Annotated in this window: 13 protein-coding genes and 2 pseudogenes; 6 read left to right on the top strand and 9 right to left on the bottom strand. The window is 50.5% G+C overall.

What is annotated here, in order from left to right; translation table 11 throughout:
- Nucleotides 1-115 precede the first annotated feature (115 nt).
- Complete coding sequence (locus ACQKPA_RS04905; RefSeq protein WP_427489861.1) at nt 116-1,465, bottom strand: alpha-L-fucosidase; 1,350 nt, start codon at nt 1,463-1,465, stop codon at nt 116-118.
- 119 nt (nt 1,466-1,584) lie between these two features.
- Between ACQKPA_RS04905 and ACQKPA_RS04900 the strand changes: the two genes are divergently transcribed.
- On the top strand, nt 1,585-2,412 hold the full coding sequence (locus ACQKPA_RS04900) for an AraC family transcriptional regulator (RefSeq protein ID WP_216530313.1): 828 nt from the start codon (nt 1,585-1,587) through the stop codon (nt 2,410-2,412).
- A gap of 64 nt (nt 2,413-2,476) precedes the next feature.
- Here the strand turns inward: ACQKPA_RS04900 and ACQKPA_RS04895 are convergent, their stop codons facing one another.
- The 3 genes and pseudogenes from ACQKPA_RS04895 to ACQKPA_RS04885 all read right to left on the bottom strand — a co-directional run bounded on the left by ACQKPA_RS04895 (nt 2,477) and on the right by ACQKPA_RS04885 (nt 4,338).
- Nucleotides 2,477-2,779 carry a putative quinol monooxygenase gene (locus ACQKPA_RS04895; protein ID WP_076324148.1) on the bottom strand — a complete coding sequence of 101 codons (303 nt, stop codon included), beginning with the start codon at nt 2,777-2,779 and terminating at the stop codon, nt 2,477-2,479.
- Nucleotides 2,780-2,784: 5 nt separating this feature from the next.
- Nucleotides 2,785-3,776, bottom strand: a pseudogene (locus ACQKPA_RS04890) (helix-turn-helix transcriptional regulator).
- Nucleotides 3,777-3,840: 64 nt separating this feature from the next.
- Nucleotides 3,841-4,338: a DinB family protein gene (locus ACQKPA_RS04885; protein ID WP_427489858.1), complete on the bottom strand. Its 498-nt coding sequence runs from the start codon at nt 4,336-4,338 to the stop codon at nt 3,841-3,843.
- A gap of 135 nt (nt 4,339-4,473) precedes the next feature.
- Between ACQKPA_RS04885 and ACQKPA_RS04880 the strand changes: the two genes are divergently transcribed.
- A complete protein-coding gene (locus tag ACQKPA_RS04880; protein ID WP_427489856.1) occupies nt 4,474-5,187 on the top strand; it encodes an aminoglycoside phosphotransferase family protein in 714 nt (237 codons plus the stop codon).
- A gap of 88 nt (nt 5,188-5,275) precedes the next feature.
- Nucleotides 5,276-5,647, top strand: coding sequence for a hypothetical protein (locus tag ACQKPA_RS04875; RefSeq protein ID WP_427489854.1), 372 nt, complete (start codon nt 5,276-5,278; stop codon nt 5,645-5,647).
- A gap of 90 nt (nt 5,648-5,737) precedes the next feature.
- On the opposite strand, the gene ACQKPA_RS04870 is transcribed toward ACQKPA_RS04875, so the two are convergent.
- Complete coding sequence (locus ACQKPA_RS04870; protein WP_427489852.1) at nt 5,738-6,877, bottom strand: zinc-dependent alcohol dehydrogenase; 1,140 nt, start codon at nt 6,875-6,877, stop codon at nt 5,738-5,740.
- Between the two features lie 206 nt (nt 6,878-7,083).
- On the opposite strand from ACQKPA_RS04870, the gene ACQKPA_RS04865 reads away from it, so the two are divergent.
- Nucleotides 7,084-7,632 carry a hypothetical protein gene (locus tag ACQKPA_RS04865; RefSeq protein WP_427489850.1) on the top strand — a complete coding sequence of 183 codons (549 nt, stop codon included), beginning with the start codon at nt 7,084-7,086 and terminating at the stop codon, nt 7,630-7,632.
- Nucleotides 7,633-8,022: 390 nt separating this feature from the next.
- Here ACQKPA_RS04865 and ACQKPA_RS04860 read toward each other — a convergent pair whose 3' ends face one another.
- From ACQKPA_RS04860 to ACQKPA_RS04845, 4 genes and pseudogenes are all read right to left on the bottom strand, one after another.
- The gene (locus ACQKPA_RS04860; RefSeq protein ID WP_427489848.1) at nt 8,023-8,313 is read right to left on the bottom strand and encodes a hypothetical protein; all 291 of its coding nucleotides are present in this window, start codon (nt 8,311-8,313) and stop codon (nt 8,023-8,025) included.
- Nucleotides 8,314-8,406: 93 nt separating this feature from the next.
- Complete coding sequence (locus ACQKPA_RS04855) at nt 8,407-9,768, bottom strand: dipeptidase (RefSeq protein ID WP_427489846.1); 1,362 nt, start codon at nt 9,766-9,768, stop codon at nt 8,407-8,409.
- A 902-nt stretch (nt 9,769-10,670) separates the two neighbouring features.
- A pseudogene (locus tag ACQKPA_RS04850) lies at nt 10,671-11,202 on the bottom strand (cupin domain-containing protein); the annotation flags it as partial.
- 157 nt (nt 11,203-11,359) lie between these two features.
- The gene (locus ACQKPA_RS04845) at nt 11,360-12,529 is read right to left on the bottom strand and encodes an MFS transporter (RefSeq protein ID WP_427489844.1); all 1,170 of its coding nucleotides are present in this window, start codon (nt 12,527-12,529) and stop codon (nt 11,360-11,362) included.
- 200 nt (nt 12,530-12,729) lie between these two features.
- On the opposite strand from ACQKPA_RS04845, the gene ACQKPA_RS04840 reads away from it, so the two are divergent.
- Both ACQKPA_RS04840 and ACQKPA_RS04835 read left to right on the top strand, forming a co-directional pair.
- A complete protein-coding gene (locus ACQKPA_RS04840) occupies nt 12,730-13,074 on the top strand; it encodes a winged helix-turn-helix transcriptional regulator (protein ID WP_071223225.1) in 345 nt (114 codons plus the stop codon).
- Nucleotides 13,075-13,220: 146 nt separating this feature from the next.
- Complete coding sequence (locus tag ACQKPA_RS04835) at nt 13,221-15,494, top strand: helix-turn-helix domain-containing protein (protein WP_427489842.1); 2,274 nt, start codon at nt 13,221-13,223, stop codon at nt 15,492-15,494.
- Nucleotides 15,495-15,721: the final 227 nt, after the last annotated feature.

Below are 15,721 nucleotides of genomic sequence, written 5' to 3'. Positions count from 1 at the left end.
GAGGCTACAGGGATGATGGAGCTTCAGGGTATAAAAAAAGAGCCTGGCCCGATGTAACAAAACATCGTGTCAGGCTCTATTCAGGAATGTAAGCAGGGGTATAGGCAGCTTGGCGCTATGAACGATCCGATTCGTCATGAAGCTCCAGTTCAATGACGGTATTGCGTTTGTCGGGAAGCGGATACGTGAAGTGTTCAGGCCGCGCGAAGTTCACAAATGCGTCCTCGATGAATTCCGCTGCGCTCCATGGGCGGCTGAGGAATAATTCGTATCCGTCCGCGAGCAGACGGGCCTTCTTCACCTTGTCGGCCATGCCGATGAGATTGATTGGTCCGATGGACTCCTCAAAGACGTGGGCATACAGTTTATTGCCTTTTTGGGTGTACCGACCCCAATCCGGCTTCGGATAATCGGCGGCCGCGCAGCCATAGATGCTGTCTCCGTTCTTGCTCATCCAGTCGCCGATCTCCTCCAGCACGTCAAGGCTCTCCTTAGGAATAACACCTCTCGCATCTGGTCCGACATTCAGCAGCATGTTGCCGTTCTTGCTGACGCATTCCACCAGCTTGCGGATGATCGTGGTTGCCGATTTGTAATTGCGGTCGGCGGCTGCATAGCCCCAGTTGTTATTCAGCGTGATGCAGGCTTCCCATGGGATCGGGGCACCTGTCTGATCCACGACGCCGTGCGGCGGTATGATCTGTTCAGGCGAAGCGAAATCTCCGCTGTAAACGGAAGGATCGGTAGTGTAGATGCTGCCCCCGCTCTCGCCGCTGCCTTCAAGCCGGTTATCGATAAGAATATGCGGCTGGAGTTCGCGGATCATCTTCATCAGCTCGGTAGCGCGCCACACCTCGCCGCGCATGTTACCATAGGAGAAGTCAAACCACATAATATCAAGCTTGCCGTAGCCTGTCAGCAGCTCTCGAACCTGCCCGTGCATGTAATCCAGGTATCGGTCGAAGTTTTTCGGATCGCGCTTGAAGGCTTCGTTCGCGCGCATGGGGTGAATGCGGTCCCCATAGGCCGGATAGTCCTCATGGTACCAGTCGATCAGTGAGAAGTAGAGGCCGACTTTAAGTCCTTCTTCACGGAAAGCTTCCAGAAACTCCTGCACGAGGTCCCGCCCGGCTTTGGTATTCGTTGATTTATATTCGGTCAGCTTGCTGTCGAACAAACAGAATCCGTCATGGTGCTTGGCCGTCAGCACCGCATATTTCATGCCTGCTTTCTTGGCTGCTTTGGCCCACTCCCGAGGATTATAGTCAACGGGATCAAATTCATCGAAATAGGTCTGGTAGTCTTCGATGCTCATCTGTTCCGTGCTTCGGAGCCATTCGCCTCTGGCTGGGATCGAGTAGAGCCCCCAGTGGATGAACATGCCGAAACGGTCGTTCTGGAACCATTGCACGCGCTGGTTTCGTTCCTGGATGACTTGATTGGTTGGAGTGGTAGTCGTTGTCATGGATTCAAACCTCCGATTCTTGGAATTGTCGAGTTTGATTTTAACAAGAATGTGTTAGTATGAATAGATAATTACTTAACTCTGACGGGTATTATAATAACTTTAGAGGATAATCGAAGATGAAAAATGAACGAAACGAACATGAAGCCATTCAGCAGATGCTCCTGAACATGCAGGTTCAGATCTGGGAGGCCGAAAGAACGCAGTGCTGGCCGGAGTGGAAGGAATTCGACTACACCGTGTCCTACAACAAACTTTATTTTATCCTGGATGGGGAAGGATGGGTGAAGATCGGCGATGAGGAGCTGTATCCCGTTCCGGGTCAATTGGTTCTGATGCCGGCACGGACCAGGCAATCCTACTCCGTCATCAGCGGCCGTCCCTATCTTAAATACTGGTCGCACTTCTCGGCGACCGTGGGCGATTCCGACGTATTTTCCTGGCTGAACGTTCCTTATTGTTATGATTTATCGGGCAATGCGGAGATTCCGTCATTATTCCAGCAGCTGGTGGAAGCGCATCGTACCGGTACCATAGCTGCGCGGTTAAAGGAAAAGTCGGTGATGCTGGACATCCTGTCCCGCGTGTTCGAGCACCAGCAGCCGCAGATTCATACGGACAAAATGGAAGATATGGGCAGGCTCCACAAAGTGCAGCAGTACATTAAGAATCACCTGCATGAAGAGATTACACTTGAGCAGATGGCGGGGACGCTGCATTTGCATCCGAATTATTTTATTAAGTACTTCAAACGGCATTTCGGGATCACGCCGCAGAAATATCTAAGCCTCAAGCGGATGGAGCAGGCCAAACTCATGCTAAGAACGACCCCTCTAAGCATCAAAGAAATTGCGGACGCCACCGGCTTTGAATCAGCGAACTATTTCTCGAAAACGTTTCGTAAAGAGGTTGGTTACAGCCCCTCGGAATATCGGAACAATATATAGCAAAAAAGAGGCTGTCCCTGAAATTCAATTCGGGGATAGCCTCTTTTCTTCCGATCAGGTTTGCCTAGAAACCTTTTCCTCCAAGCGGCTTAAGCCTGAGCGGCTCAGCGCCGGCGATCAGCGGGCGCCCGCGCTGCAGCAGCTCGGACGTATCGGCTCCCTGCAACGAAGCGGCATGCGCGTCTTGGCTGCTCCACAATTCCGTGACCCATACGGCATTCGGATCGCTGTCCGAAACGTTGACGATATAGAGTTCACAGTCTTTGTTATCGCTAAGCATCGCTGCTGCTTCGAGCAGGATCTCCGCAAGTTCATCCCGTTTGCCGGGATGGGCAATCAGTTTCCCGTACATCGCGAATTTCTCCATCGGGTTCACCCTTCCTTGTTGGTCATGTCGCTTAACATGCGTTCGTAATGCAGCGCCATGCTTGTTGTGATCTCTGACAGTTTCAGCACGAGAGAAGCGGGCTCCAGAATGGTTAAAGCTTTGCCGTAAGGGAGAAGAAAATAGGGAACATAGGACATCAGCGAAGACGTATCCAGTTGAAAATGAGCTTCTCCATCACGGCGCTTCACAAGGGTATGTCCAAATAACCAATGCTGACTTAATTCATTCAGAACATGCTCATGGCCTTGGATGACGACATGGACCAGCGGTTCATGGCTGCCTTGATCGGGCAGCAGACTGCCAAGCAGTACATCCTTGGCAGAAAAATCAGCGGGCCGTTCAAATCCATGTCCTGTCAGCTCCAGCCCGATGATCCGATCCACGCGAAAATTGCGAATCTCTTGACGCAGATGGCAGAAGCCGGCAGCATACCATTGACCCTTCCAGTGGATGATGCCGTAGGGGTTGAAGTTTCGGGTATTGCTGGCGCCTTCCCTGCCCTTCGAATACGTCATTTTCAGGGTTTGCCCATCCGCCGCGGCACTTTCAAGCGTCTGAAGCAGCGGCCGCAGCCCGTTGTGGACAGGAGGCAGCAAAACTGAAACACCGCTGCTGTGCCGTTCGATCTGAGAAAGCTGCTCCTCGTTCGTATAAAGCTTCAGCTTGCCGATCGCCCGCTTCAGCGCGTCCGTATACGGATAGCCGGTTTCTTTGGCAAAGATCGAAGCATGCACTAATGCCTTCTGCTCTTCGGCGTCAAACATCAGCGGAGATTCCGCGAACTGTCCGAGGATCCGAAAGCCGCCGTTCGGCCCGGAATCGCAATGATGGGCGCGCCGCTGGCACATAACGAATCGATGCAGCGGTACACCGTTCGGACATGAATTTCCAGCTCATCGGCGATTTGCTGCGCGGTCATCTTCTTGCCCGAGCGGAGCATCCACAGGATCGACAGCATATTATCCGCTTTGGACATCTAGATGCGCTCCTTCCAGATGGGATGATCCTGAATGTTTACTATTAAGTAGATTGTATCTTTTCTACACGAGCGGGTCCATGCCCTTGTCGATCCAGGAATCGTAGGTCGGACCGTAGAGCTCGGGAATCCGCAGCCCGGCTTGTCTCATCAGCACCGTCATCTGTCCGCGGTGATGCGCTTGATGAACCAGAGTAAAATGCAGGAATGCCGCGTTTGTCCAAGGCTCACCGTTGAATTCGCGGGTAGCGCGAAGATCCTCCTCGCTCCACTGCGACTGAACTGCATCCAGAAGGGCATGCCGGATCCGGCGGTAGCTGTCCGTAATTTCGGCAGCCGAATTGGGGATTTCCTGCTCGCGAGACGGGACCTCAAACTGCAAACCGAGCATGGTCATGTACTGAATCGACATCACCAAATGCCAGGCCAGCTGTCCGAGCGTGCGATGCTGTTCCGTCATAGCGGTTTTGAGCGATTCGTCGGTTAAAGCGTTCATGACTTGTTCGGTGATATGCGCCTCTTTTAACCATTCAGTCTTAAAATCCTCTAAGCTCATGTTCATGTGTAACCCTCGCTTTGGTTTAGGATGTGTGCTGCAAGACGAGTATATTACACCATTCCTGACAGTTACGGTCAGTGATTATGGGCCAAATTAAAAAATGGGATTGTAAGCTCAACTATTCGCAGCAGGATGCGTATGTCCCGCCCGATTGATTTTGGCGTATGCCATGATGGCAGCCAAGTGTTTTCCCTGTTTACATGGGTTCCGGGAGAAGATGCCAGGGACGCCATTCCATTGCTGGATTCTGAGGAGCAGTACCGGCTGGGCGTTCAGGCAGGCCAATATTTGTGCAAGATGCATCGCATTCCGGCTGAAAGCGGCTTTGATACGTGGGCGGTTTATTATAATTCCAAGATGGATAGGTACATCAAAAATTATAAGAACTGCGGCATTCGGCTGGCAGGTGCTGAGAACATCATTCGTTATATGGAGGAGCACCGATATTTGCTTGATGCGCGGCCCCGTTCTTTTCAGCATGGGGATTATCATGTCGGCAATATGGTGGTTACTCCTGAAGGCGACCTGGGTATCATCGATTTCAACCGGGCGGATTCCGGTGATCCTTGGGAGGAGTTTAACCGGATTACGTGGGATGCTGCGATTAGCCCGTGGTTTGCTTCCGGTCGTATTCACGGATATTTCCAAGGTGGAGAGGTACCGGATTCATTCTTCAGATTAATGGCACTTTATATCGCAAGTAATCAGATTTCCTCGATACACTGGGCGATTCCATTCGGTGAGCAGGAAGTGGGGGTTATGCTGAATCAGGCTCAAGAGGTACTGAACTGGTATGAGGGGTTCCAGACGCATATGCCCAATTGGTATAAACCGATGCCTGGGTCAACTTAGCCTATCATTGACAGGATAGCAATCTAGAAGAATTTATTGAAGCCGCAGCATGATACGATAATAAAAAAACAGACGGAGGTTTGTACTCATGTTATCAGCGGATATTCGGTTTGTCGGTGGAAACAATATTGCCCTTAAAATTCCGAAGTACAAGTATGAGCAAACCGTACATTTTTACAAAGAGGTTTTGCAGCTGCCTTATTTGGGCTTCAAGGATGGTTCACACCTCTTTCAGCACGGTCCGAACAATTTATGGCTGGATTGCATGACGCACTATGCTCAGCAGGATGTCTGGTTAGAGGTCACTACGGATCATCCCGAGGCGGCCGCTTCATATTTGAGAGAGCATCAGGTGGATCGCAGGGATGAGGTGGAGGTTTACGAGAACTCGCAGGGCTACTGGATATCCGATCCATGCGGGACGATCATTCGGGTGAATCCCAGAAAAGCGAATGAATAGACAGCTACCGGGACACAAAAAACCAAGCATCTCCTATCAAGATCAAGATTGTGACAGGGATGCATGGTTTATCTTTTTGCTGAGATTACGCTACGGTTTCAGAACCACCTTGGTGCAGTCGTCTTCATGATCGTTAAATATCCGATAGGCATCGCTTGCTTGTTCCAGTGGAAGCCGGTGGGATACAATCTCGGTTGGATCGAATTCTCCCGCGGTGATCTTCTTGAACAGCTCCGGCATATAATGGATGACGGGGGCTTGCCCCATGGTAAGGGTAATGTTCCGTTCAAAAATATGGCCGAGCGGGAACATATTGTACAATGAACCGTATACGCCGGTCAGCTGAATCGTGCCGTATTTGCGAACGGCATCGATGGCAATATCGATTGCGCTTAACGTTCCGCCTTGCAGCTTCAGCTTTTGACCGATGGCTTCCAGGGTTGACTTCTTCCCGTCCATGCCAACACAGTCGATCACAACATCCGTGCCGCCCTTGGTGATTTCGCGGATGTATGCGCCCATATCATCATAGTCTTCAAAATTGTAGATCTCCACGTTGTTCATTAGCTTTGCTTTTTGCAGCCGGTAAGGAAGGCGATCCACGGCGATTACCCGTTTAGCGCCCTTCATCCAGGCGAATTTCTGGGTCATCAGACCAACCGGTCCACAGCCGAGCACCGTGACGGTATCGCCCGGCTTCACGCCGGCATTCTCCACGCTCCAATAGGCAGTAGGCAGAACGTCGGACAAGAACAGAAGCGCCTCATCCTCCAGCTCACATGACTCGGGGATGACAAACGGCATAAAGTTCCCGTACGGAACGCGCAAATATTCAGCTTGTCCGCCAGGGTAGTTGCCGTAGCGTTCGGTGTAACCCAAGTACCCTCCGGCATGGACATCCGGGTTGCCATTGGAATTGTCGCATTGACTCTCCATATCATGATTGCAATAGTAGCAGTGGCCGCAAGAAACATTGAACGGAAGAACGACGCGGTCGCCTTTTTTCACGCGGGTTACGTTAGCACCGACCTCTTCCACGATCCCCATGGGCTCATGGCCGATCACGAAATCTTTAGCCGCGGGCATAGCCCCTAGGTATATATGAAGATCGGAACCGCAAATGGCTGTAGAGGTGATGCGGACGATAATATCATCCTGGGTCCGAATGGATGGATCCTCTACGTGTTTGACCTGAATGTCTTTTGCGCCTTGAAATGTGACTGCTCTCATACGTTCCCTCCTTATGCGTTGTACAGAAGTTCTCTTTTTTAATACCCGATATCCAATTGTATTAACATCCCCACCGCTATTTATGCATATGCGCTGAGACGCGCAAGTAACATAGTTTGTGAAAGAAAGGCCAATGCTAAACATCGTATAATCGCGGTGATATGATAACTAAAACTGCTGATTCCATAAATGGAGGGCTTAGAACCATGATGAATGACGCTCATCGTTATTTGGAGAATCTTAGATCGCAAGATCGCGACATACAAAATGAAGCATATAATGAGCTGCTGACATTAACGAGCGAGAAGGTGGAATGGGCCTATGAGCTGTGGGATGCGCTTGTACAGGACTTGAAGCATAAGGACAACCATGTACGTTCGATTGCGGCTCAACTTCTATGCAATCTGGCTGCACACAGCGATCCGGAGGGCAGAATATTCAGAGATTTCCCGGCTCTGATCCAACTGACGAAGGACAAGCGGTTTGTAACCGCAAGACATGGCCTGCAATCGTTATGGAAGATTGGCCTTGCGGGGGACAAGCAGAAGCAGCTGCTGATGGAGGAGCTGGGCGAACGGTACAGAACGGCGATGGAAGAGAAGAACGGCACGCTCGTCCGGTTTGATATCGTTCAGGGAATGCGGCATCTGTATGATCAAGACCCGGATGAGACCATCAAGCAGCTTGCGCTGGAATGGATTGAAGCCGAGGAAGATCCGAAGTACCGGAAGAAATACGGTGCCGTCTGGAAGTAAGAGCTTAGTCGCTTGGCAGGCGAAGGAGCGTAGTCTGGCGACCCAGATTGCACGATTGCACGACGCGTTGTTGGAGCGATGACTCCTTTGGACAGCTTTTTGTACATCGTGCGCACCAACACCAAATAGCCGGCGGTGCATCGCAGCAGCCGCCACCTTTATACTACGGTTTGGTTGAGGCACGCCTATGAGCGAACCGGCTGCGCAAACCGATGACAAACGTGACATATGGGATTTACCGGACACAGGATACGTTATTTGCTCTGATATGAGCTAATCTTTGATACTTGCGGACATGAGGTCCGTTATTTGCATAAAAAGTCCGCTTTTCCGCAGCGAAAAGGTTAAATAACGGACTTGGTGTCCGTTAGGATAAGAGAATCGCCTGAATCATGGCAAATAACGGATCTGTGGTCCGTTGAAATCCGCTTGTTTGGTGATGGAAGCTGCAAGTTGGTGATGGAATTCACATGTATGGGATAGCAGCTGCTGTTGGTGATGAAATCCGCTTGTTTTGGTGATAGCAGCCGTCTGTTGGTGATGAAATCTGCTTGTTTGGTGATGGCAGCCGCTTGTTCCGGCATCCCAACAGTTTTTGTAAGACACCCCATGGTCGATTTCTTCGGTAAAACGAAGCCGCAGGTCAATGATCGGTATATAGATGGCGTAAAGGCTTTTCATAAAGCAAAAAGAACGCGTATTGGCAGGGATTCGATCATCCCGCCATACGCGTTCTTTTCGTTACTATTACTCTTCGGTGTTGGCGTCAAAAGTTTACACGAGCTTCAAATACTCAACGATCGTCAGCAAGCCATTGTCGAAATTCTCCAAATTAAAATGCTCGTTCGGCGCATGCAGATTCTCGTCCGGCAAGCCAAAGCCCATCATGACGGCAGGAGCGTTCAGCGTGCTGGACAGCTTCTCCACGATCGGGATGGACCCGCCATCCTTCGTAAAGAGGGCACGCGTGCCGTAGACATGCTCGAACGCGTCCGCGGCTTTTTGCAGCATTGGATGGGACGGATCGATGTTGAAGGCGAATGCTTTTTCCTTCGGTTTAAACGTAATCTTCGAACCGACTGGAGTGTGGGCATGCAAGTGGGCTTCAATTGCGTCAAGGACCGCTTGCGGATCCTGATCTGCTACCAGACGGCACGTAATTTTGGCATGGGCTTCCTTCGGAATGACCGTCTTGCTGCCTTCACCCTGGAATCCGCCGTATACGCCATTCAGCTCAAGGGTCGGACGCGCTCCCACGCGTTCAACGAAGGAGAACCCTTCCTCACCATACAGGGAATCGAGGCCGAGATCCTGCTTCAGCTTATCCTCGTCGAATTGCTGCTTGGCAAATTCCTCACGCATTTCAGGGGAGAGCTCGAGCACCCCGTCATAGAAGCCTTTTACGGCGACGCGGCCCTGTTCGTCATGGAGAGACGAGAGCAAGGACACCATCGCATGCAGGGCGTTAGGTACGCCGCCGCCATATGTACCGGAATGAAGGTCGGTATTGGCTGTTTCCAGAGACAACTCCAGGGAGCACAATCCGCGAAGGCCCGTGGAAATGGCCGGTTTGCCAGGTGCGAGCAGGGACGTATCCGAGATCACGATGGCGTCCGCAGCCAGCTTGTCCTTGTTGTTGTCAAGATAGAGCGGAAGGTTCGGACTGGACACCTCTTCTTCGCCTTCGATGCAGAACTTGATGTTGACCGGAAGCTCCTTCTCTTGCTTCAAAATAGCTTCAACGGCTTTGACATGCAGGAAAAGCTGGCCTTTGTCGTCCGTTGCTCCGCGTGCATACAATTTGCCGTTGCGGATAGCCGGCTCAAAGGGCGGCGTTTCCCACAGATGAAGCGGGTCTACGGGCTGTACGTCATAGTGACCGTAGACGAGCACGGTCGGTTTGCCTTCGGCATGCAGATAGTCTGCCGTAATAATAGGATGTCCTGCCGTTTGATGAACTTCCACATGCTCAAGGCCTGCTTCCGTCAGCTTGCCTGCGAGCCACTCGGCAGCCTTTGCCACATCGTCTTTGTGCTCGGAGAGGGCCGAAATGCTCGGAATGGACAACCATTCCTTCAGCTCATTCAGATGGGTCTCACGGTGTTCAGCGAAATACGCTTTATAATCAACGCTCATGATATAGGTTCCTCCTTCAATATACATTGGCATTCGATACATGCCGTACCTTACTATTCTAACCGTTTTTTGAAGAATACGAAATATAACGGGATTAATCTTGAAACTTGTCATGACTCTCATCCGGCTGTTGAAATGCAAAATTGTCCAAAAGGTTTCTCCAGAACATCCGCAGCCCCGGACGGATCAGCTTATTGCAGTGGCGAACGGCATAAATCAGGCGCTCGGGCAGCCAGGATGGAATCGGTCGAGCTTGGAATTTTTCCTCTCCCAGTCTTCTTGTATGGCCGCTTCTGCGATCATGCCAACCCCAGCCGGAAGCTGAAAAAAACGAGAGGATCCGGTCTTCCTAAATAATATATTTCCATATAAAAAAGAAATACGCAGCATCACTGGCCAATAGTCATGCTGCGTATTCCACTCGAAGTTCTATAATCACCAGAGGATGGATTAGAATTGGTCCCAGCCATTTCCAATTAACTGGCGCTGCAAAAATGGCAGCTGACGCTGCTGTTGAATAAACTGCTGACGCTGTTGTTCTTGTAATTGCTGACGCTGCTCTTGTAATTGCTGCTGCGAACGGAATTGCTCTTGTAATTGAGGTGGTGTTAGCGGCGGTTCAGCAGCATATGCTCCATGCTGCGATTGATCCTGAGCTGGAAATTGCTGCTGGAACAACTGTTGCTGTTGTTGCTGCTGAAATTGCAGCTGCTGTTGCTGGAATTGCTGTTGCTGTTGTTGCTGCTGAAATTGCAGCTGCTGTTGCTGGAATTGCTGTTGCTGCTGCTGCTGAAGAAGCTCATAGTCCCGATTATCATGGGCTTCTTGATGGTAATAGTGCTGATTATGATGTGACGCAGGCTGTTGATGCTTCATCTGCCCTTGCACTTGCCCCTGCTGCGGGCAGTTTTTGGGCGGACCGATGACAACCGTATCGGTAATCGGTGCCAGGGTGTCTTTGACTTTGGCTTCATCCAGGCAGTACGTGTGCGCGAACACGCTGGCTGGCGTCAATCTCAAGAGATCGGAGCCTGCAATGAATTCAGGCACTGGTGCGTCAAAGACCGCGATCAGGTGCGTGTTGTCAACCGTCGCCATTTCATAATGCCACCAGCCCTGGGGGACGAGGGCTACTTGACCGGGCGTTACCTTGAAGTTCAGCAGCTCCTTCGTGAACGGATTGACCATGGAGACGATGGCTGCGCCGGTAATCACATACACCAGCTCGGATGCATTCTGGTGGATATGCGGCTCCACCACATTGCCTGTGCTGAGGTGAATATCCAGCAGGGAGGCGTTTCCGAGCGTATTCAATTCTTTTACGGAGAGAGAATAGATGAAATTCTGATTGTCTTTCTTAAATGTTTGATTGTTTCTCAGATCATAAGTATAGCGAACAGATGGAGAGGTGAAATCCATATAAGAGACTGCCACTGTGATTCCTGCCCTTCATAATGTAATAGGCGTTTGACCCATAAAATACGGTATTCCCATAGGCAAACATGCGTGAGCCCATTTTCGGAACCAGTAGCGTGCAAGCCACCCTTGGCAGGGTGGCTTGGGCAAATTTCATATGGTGGGGCAGGTGAGGTCACGCCGATTTCGGAATCATCGTCTTCCGCCCTGCGAAGAAGCTGACCAGTCCTGCAGACAGGCCAAGCGCGAGCACGAATCCACCGAGCCATGGGTGATATTGAAGCGTGGATGTCGTATTGACCATGAAGCCTCCTGCACCCGCGCCTGCGGCTAACCCGAGATGGACAATGGAGGTGTTTAAGCTGAGGATCAGATTGGAAGAGCCCGGTGCTTGCTGGATAAAATAACTCTGAACGGCTGGACCCGCCGCAAACATGGACAGCACCATGATTCCCATCAGCACGAGTCCTATGAACGATTGGCCGGCGAGCAGCGGAAGAAGCGCGAATACCGCGATATGAATGATCGTGCTGAGCGTAATCACTTTTGCAGGCCCAAACCGGTCGACCCCATATCCGCCGAGCCTCGAGCCGATCGCTCCAAAAAGTCCAAAGCCAAGCATAATGATACTGATCCCTGATGGCGCGATATGGAAAATATCCTGGATAAATGGCGTAACATAGGTAAACAGTACCGAGTTGCCGGATTCCCGGAAGAACGTAAGCAGCAGCGCGCTCACGATTACGACGCTCCCCAGCACTTTGAATTGCTGGTGAAAGGGAACAGGTGCGTCCCCTTCAACATCCGGCAGGCGTCTGATCAGGACAAAGGCGACCAGCAGACTGAGCAGAGCCAGCAGCAGAAAGATCGATTGCCAGTTCAGCAGATTCGTGATCCATATTCCGATCGGAACGCCAAGCACCATGGCGCTGCTAAAACCCAGCACGATGGTACCGATGGCACGGCCTAACTTATCCGGGGGTACCAGCTTGGCTGCTGTACCCATTGCAGCTACGAGATACACCCCTGAGCTTACCCCCAGGATGACGCGGGAACCCATGAGCATCCAGACTTCGGTGCTGAAATAGGAAACGAGACTGCCGGCAATGAACAGCAGAAGAGAGCCGAGCAGCACTTTTTTACGGTTGAACCGAGCCGTGAACGAGACGAGAAACGGTGTTCCGATCGCAAAAGCCAGCGAATAAGCGGTAATCAGCTGGCCGGCAAAGGCCAAGGAAATATGAAGATCGTCTGCGATCGCATACAGAATTCCCGAGACGACCAGTTCCGAGGTAGCAGTAAGAAAAACCCCAAGCGCCAATAAATATATCGTAAATCGATTCATATCTAATTCATCCCTTCGTCAGAAGATCAATACCCTCTGCGATCATGGCTAGCACATGCCGCAAGCGGGTTGGTATAACTTGAAATCTCTTTGTGTTTGTATTATAAGTAAGACGCATATATTATGTAAGAAGGCAAAGTATTTGGATATTATCCAATCATTTTGACTAACTTACGATTAGTTAGCGATGGGGTGAGATCGTGGAACCTGTTAGAGAAGAGCTGCAGGAAACGCCGGCGTTCAATCATATCTGCTCAGTGCTGCAAATTCTCGGAGCCAAATGGGCGTTTCTAGTCATCGCGCAATTAGCCCAAGGACCGAAACGGTTTAATCAGCTTCACCGGGATGCAGCCATCATCAAGACGCAATCCTTAACGGATGTGCTGCGGCATTTGGAAGGCAGCGGGATCGTAAGACGCGAGGTATTTCCTACCGTTCCGGTCTCCGTGGAATATTCATTGACCGACAAGGGATTGGACTTCCTGGATTCTTTGAAGGAGATGGAGAAGTGGGCCGAAAAATGGGGAGTGGAACAATCCTCATGACTGCTGCCACAACAATAGTACACATATCAAAAAACTCATTTCCGATGGTTTATAACAGGAAATGAGTTTTCTTTTTTTTGAAAATTACGTATTCTTATAGTTAACATTTTTAGATTTGTTATGAAGGATAGGGAGGTGGTCGCCGCTTGCGAATCCATAAGATTAACCTGCTGACAAAATTGTTGATTTCCTATTTGCTTGTGCTGATGTTTCCCGTGATCGTCATCCTGTGCTATTACTATCCCTATTCGGCTGAAGTGGTGAAAGAGAAGGAAATGGACTGGAATGCGCATATTACGGAGCAGTTCATGACATCGATGGATACGTTTACAAGGTATGTGTACAATCTGCCGTTTGAACTGGTGCAGAACCGGGAATTCAAGATGTATAAGGCGGAGGAAAGCGACTACCAGCGGGTGCTTATTGCCAATGAGATGAAAAAATACAATGCAACCGATGCGTTTATTTACAACACCTTGCTGTATGTGAAGAACATCGGTTATTTGTTTTCCAAAACTGGAAGCGCATACAGTCTGGACGACCTTTCCATTCCGGGCGTCGGTTACTACTATGAAAACTGGGCGCATGAAGATATGATCCAGACCCTGAATGATCTTAATTCTCCAATCGTCAGGCCTGTGGAGAATGTGGTTGTGCCCGGCAATAACCGGGTCAGAATGCTGACCTTCGTACAGCCGCTGCCGGTAGGAGGCTCGAATTCTCCCGGAGCCGTCATGATCATGGTCAGGGAGGATACGATTGTCCGGATGATGAAGGCCGTTTCGGAAACCTATAGCGGCGATTTTTATGTGTTTGACGGCCAGGGAAGGCGATTGGTATCCTCCAATGATACGTCATACCAATCCTCCGATGATTTCAGGAATCTTGTGCACGGCATAGGGGAAGGGTCGGCGTCCTCTTCGGGCATTTACCAAATCAGCGGAACGGACTATCTGGTGTCGTTCTCCGTTTCGGATAAGAATGGCTGGAAATATGTGAGCCTGCTGCCGGTAACTAAGTCCCTGCAGGGCATTCGGACAATTCAACTGAATACGGCCATCCTGGTCGGGCTGATTCTGCTGCTTGAAATGTTCATTATCTACGTATCCATCCGGAAGAACTACCAGCCGATTCGCCGTTTGGTTGATCTCGCCGTTCAAGTTTTTGAACCGCGGGAGCGGAAGCATATGAATGAAATCGATACGATCAAATATACGTTGGAGGAGCTTTCGCTGGCCAACAGCAAGCTGGACGAGCATATGAAGGGATCCTTGCCGATTATGCGGGATAATCTGCTGTTTGAACTGGTGAGCGGGCGTATTGCAGGCTGGGATGATTTTGAACGGGAAGCAAGAAAGGTCGGCATCCGGTTTCATCATGATTACTTCACGGTTGCCGTACTATGCTGTGAAGCGGATGGAGCAGGGATAGAGAAGATATTGGATTATTGCCGGAACTATGAAGGACGGCTGCCGGATGATGTCCAAGGCTATTTCTTTAGAAGCATCTATCAGCAGGAATTGATTCTGGTGTGCTCCCATGCGGAGAATTTCCCGCTCAAATCCTGCCTGGAACGGATGCAAGATGAAATATTGGAGCAGACGAGCTGGCAAACGGTGATTGGCATTGGTAAGCCTAGCGCAGCTCAATTGCCAGGGGACCTCCATCTCTCCTACCTGCAGGCGCTCCGTACGGCGGAGTTTCTGCGCATCCGGAAGACCGGGACCGTGCTGATCTTTGACAACCTCGAGGTCCCCCAAACCGGAGCCGTCTCCTATTTTGCCGAAATCCTGCAATCCCTCGAGCTTGCGATCCTTAAGAACGATGCGGCCATGCTGGCCTCTTTGGCGGAGCGGATGATCGGTTACTTAAGCAACGACAGCCTGCCGCCGCATATGATACGGAGCGTGTACCTCAATACGGTTACCGTCATTTTCAACGGCCTCCAGCGGTTCCGTCATGACGACCAGAGCCTGCTTCGGCTAACCGAGGCCGCATTTAACCACCGTTATACACTGGAGCAGATGATCGGAATTATCAGGGAGAGTTATGCCAAGCTGTGCGAGATGATTAGCGAAACGCTCCCCGTGTCCCGTACGGCAACGCAGGAAGAGATTCTGTCCCTCATAGCGGAGAAAGGAATGGATCCCAACTGCTCGCTGCAGATGATGGCCGATTATTTTGATATGTCGGTCTCCAACTTCAGCCATCACTTCAAGAAAACGATGGGGCAAAATTTCAAAGAGTATATCGATCAGCTCCGCATCCAGAAATCCATTCAGCTTCTACGGGACAGTGAGGAGACCCTCGAATCCATTTCCCAACAGGTCGGATACACCAACACCTCGAGTTTTATCCGTTCCTTCAAAAAGATGGTGGGTACGACACCCGGACAATATCGAAATACGCATAAAGCATAAAACGAAGACCGCTGATGCTGAATAAGACAGCTTACAGCGGTCTTTTGTCAAACTTTTTCGTTATAAGCTTCTTGTGCGGGCATTTTCTTGAAGCTGAGAAGCGTCATTTTTTGAATATATACAATATTTGAATTCCCTGTAGCGATCCAGACTGGTTGCGCTTTCACCTGTTTGATTATAAGCGCTTTCAAAAAATGAAGATGCTTAAAAAACTGTCCGTTTACGGA

It is taken from the genome of Paenibacillus sp. NPDC093718 (assembly GCF_050279985.1).
Classification (GTDB): Bacteria; Bacillota; Bacilli; order Paenibacillales; family Paenibacillaceae; genus Paenibacillus_AQ.
This window is presented reverse-complemented; position numbering and strand designations above follow the sequence as displayed.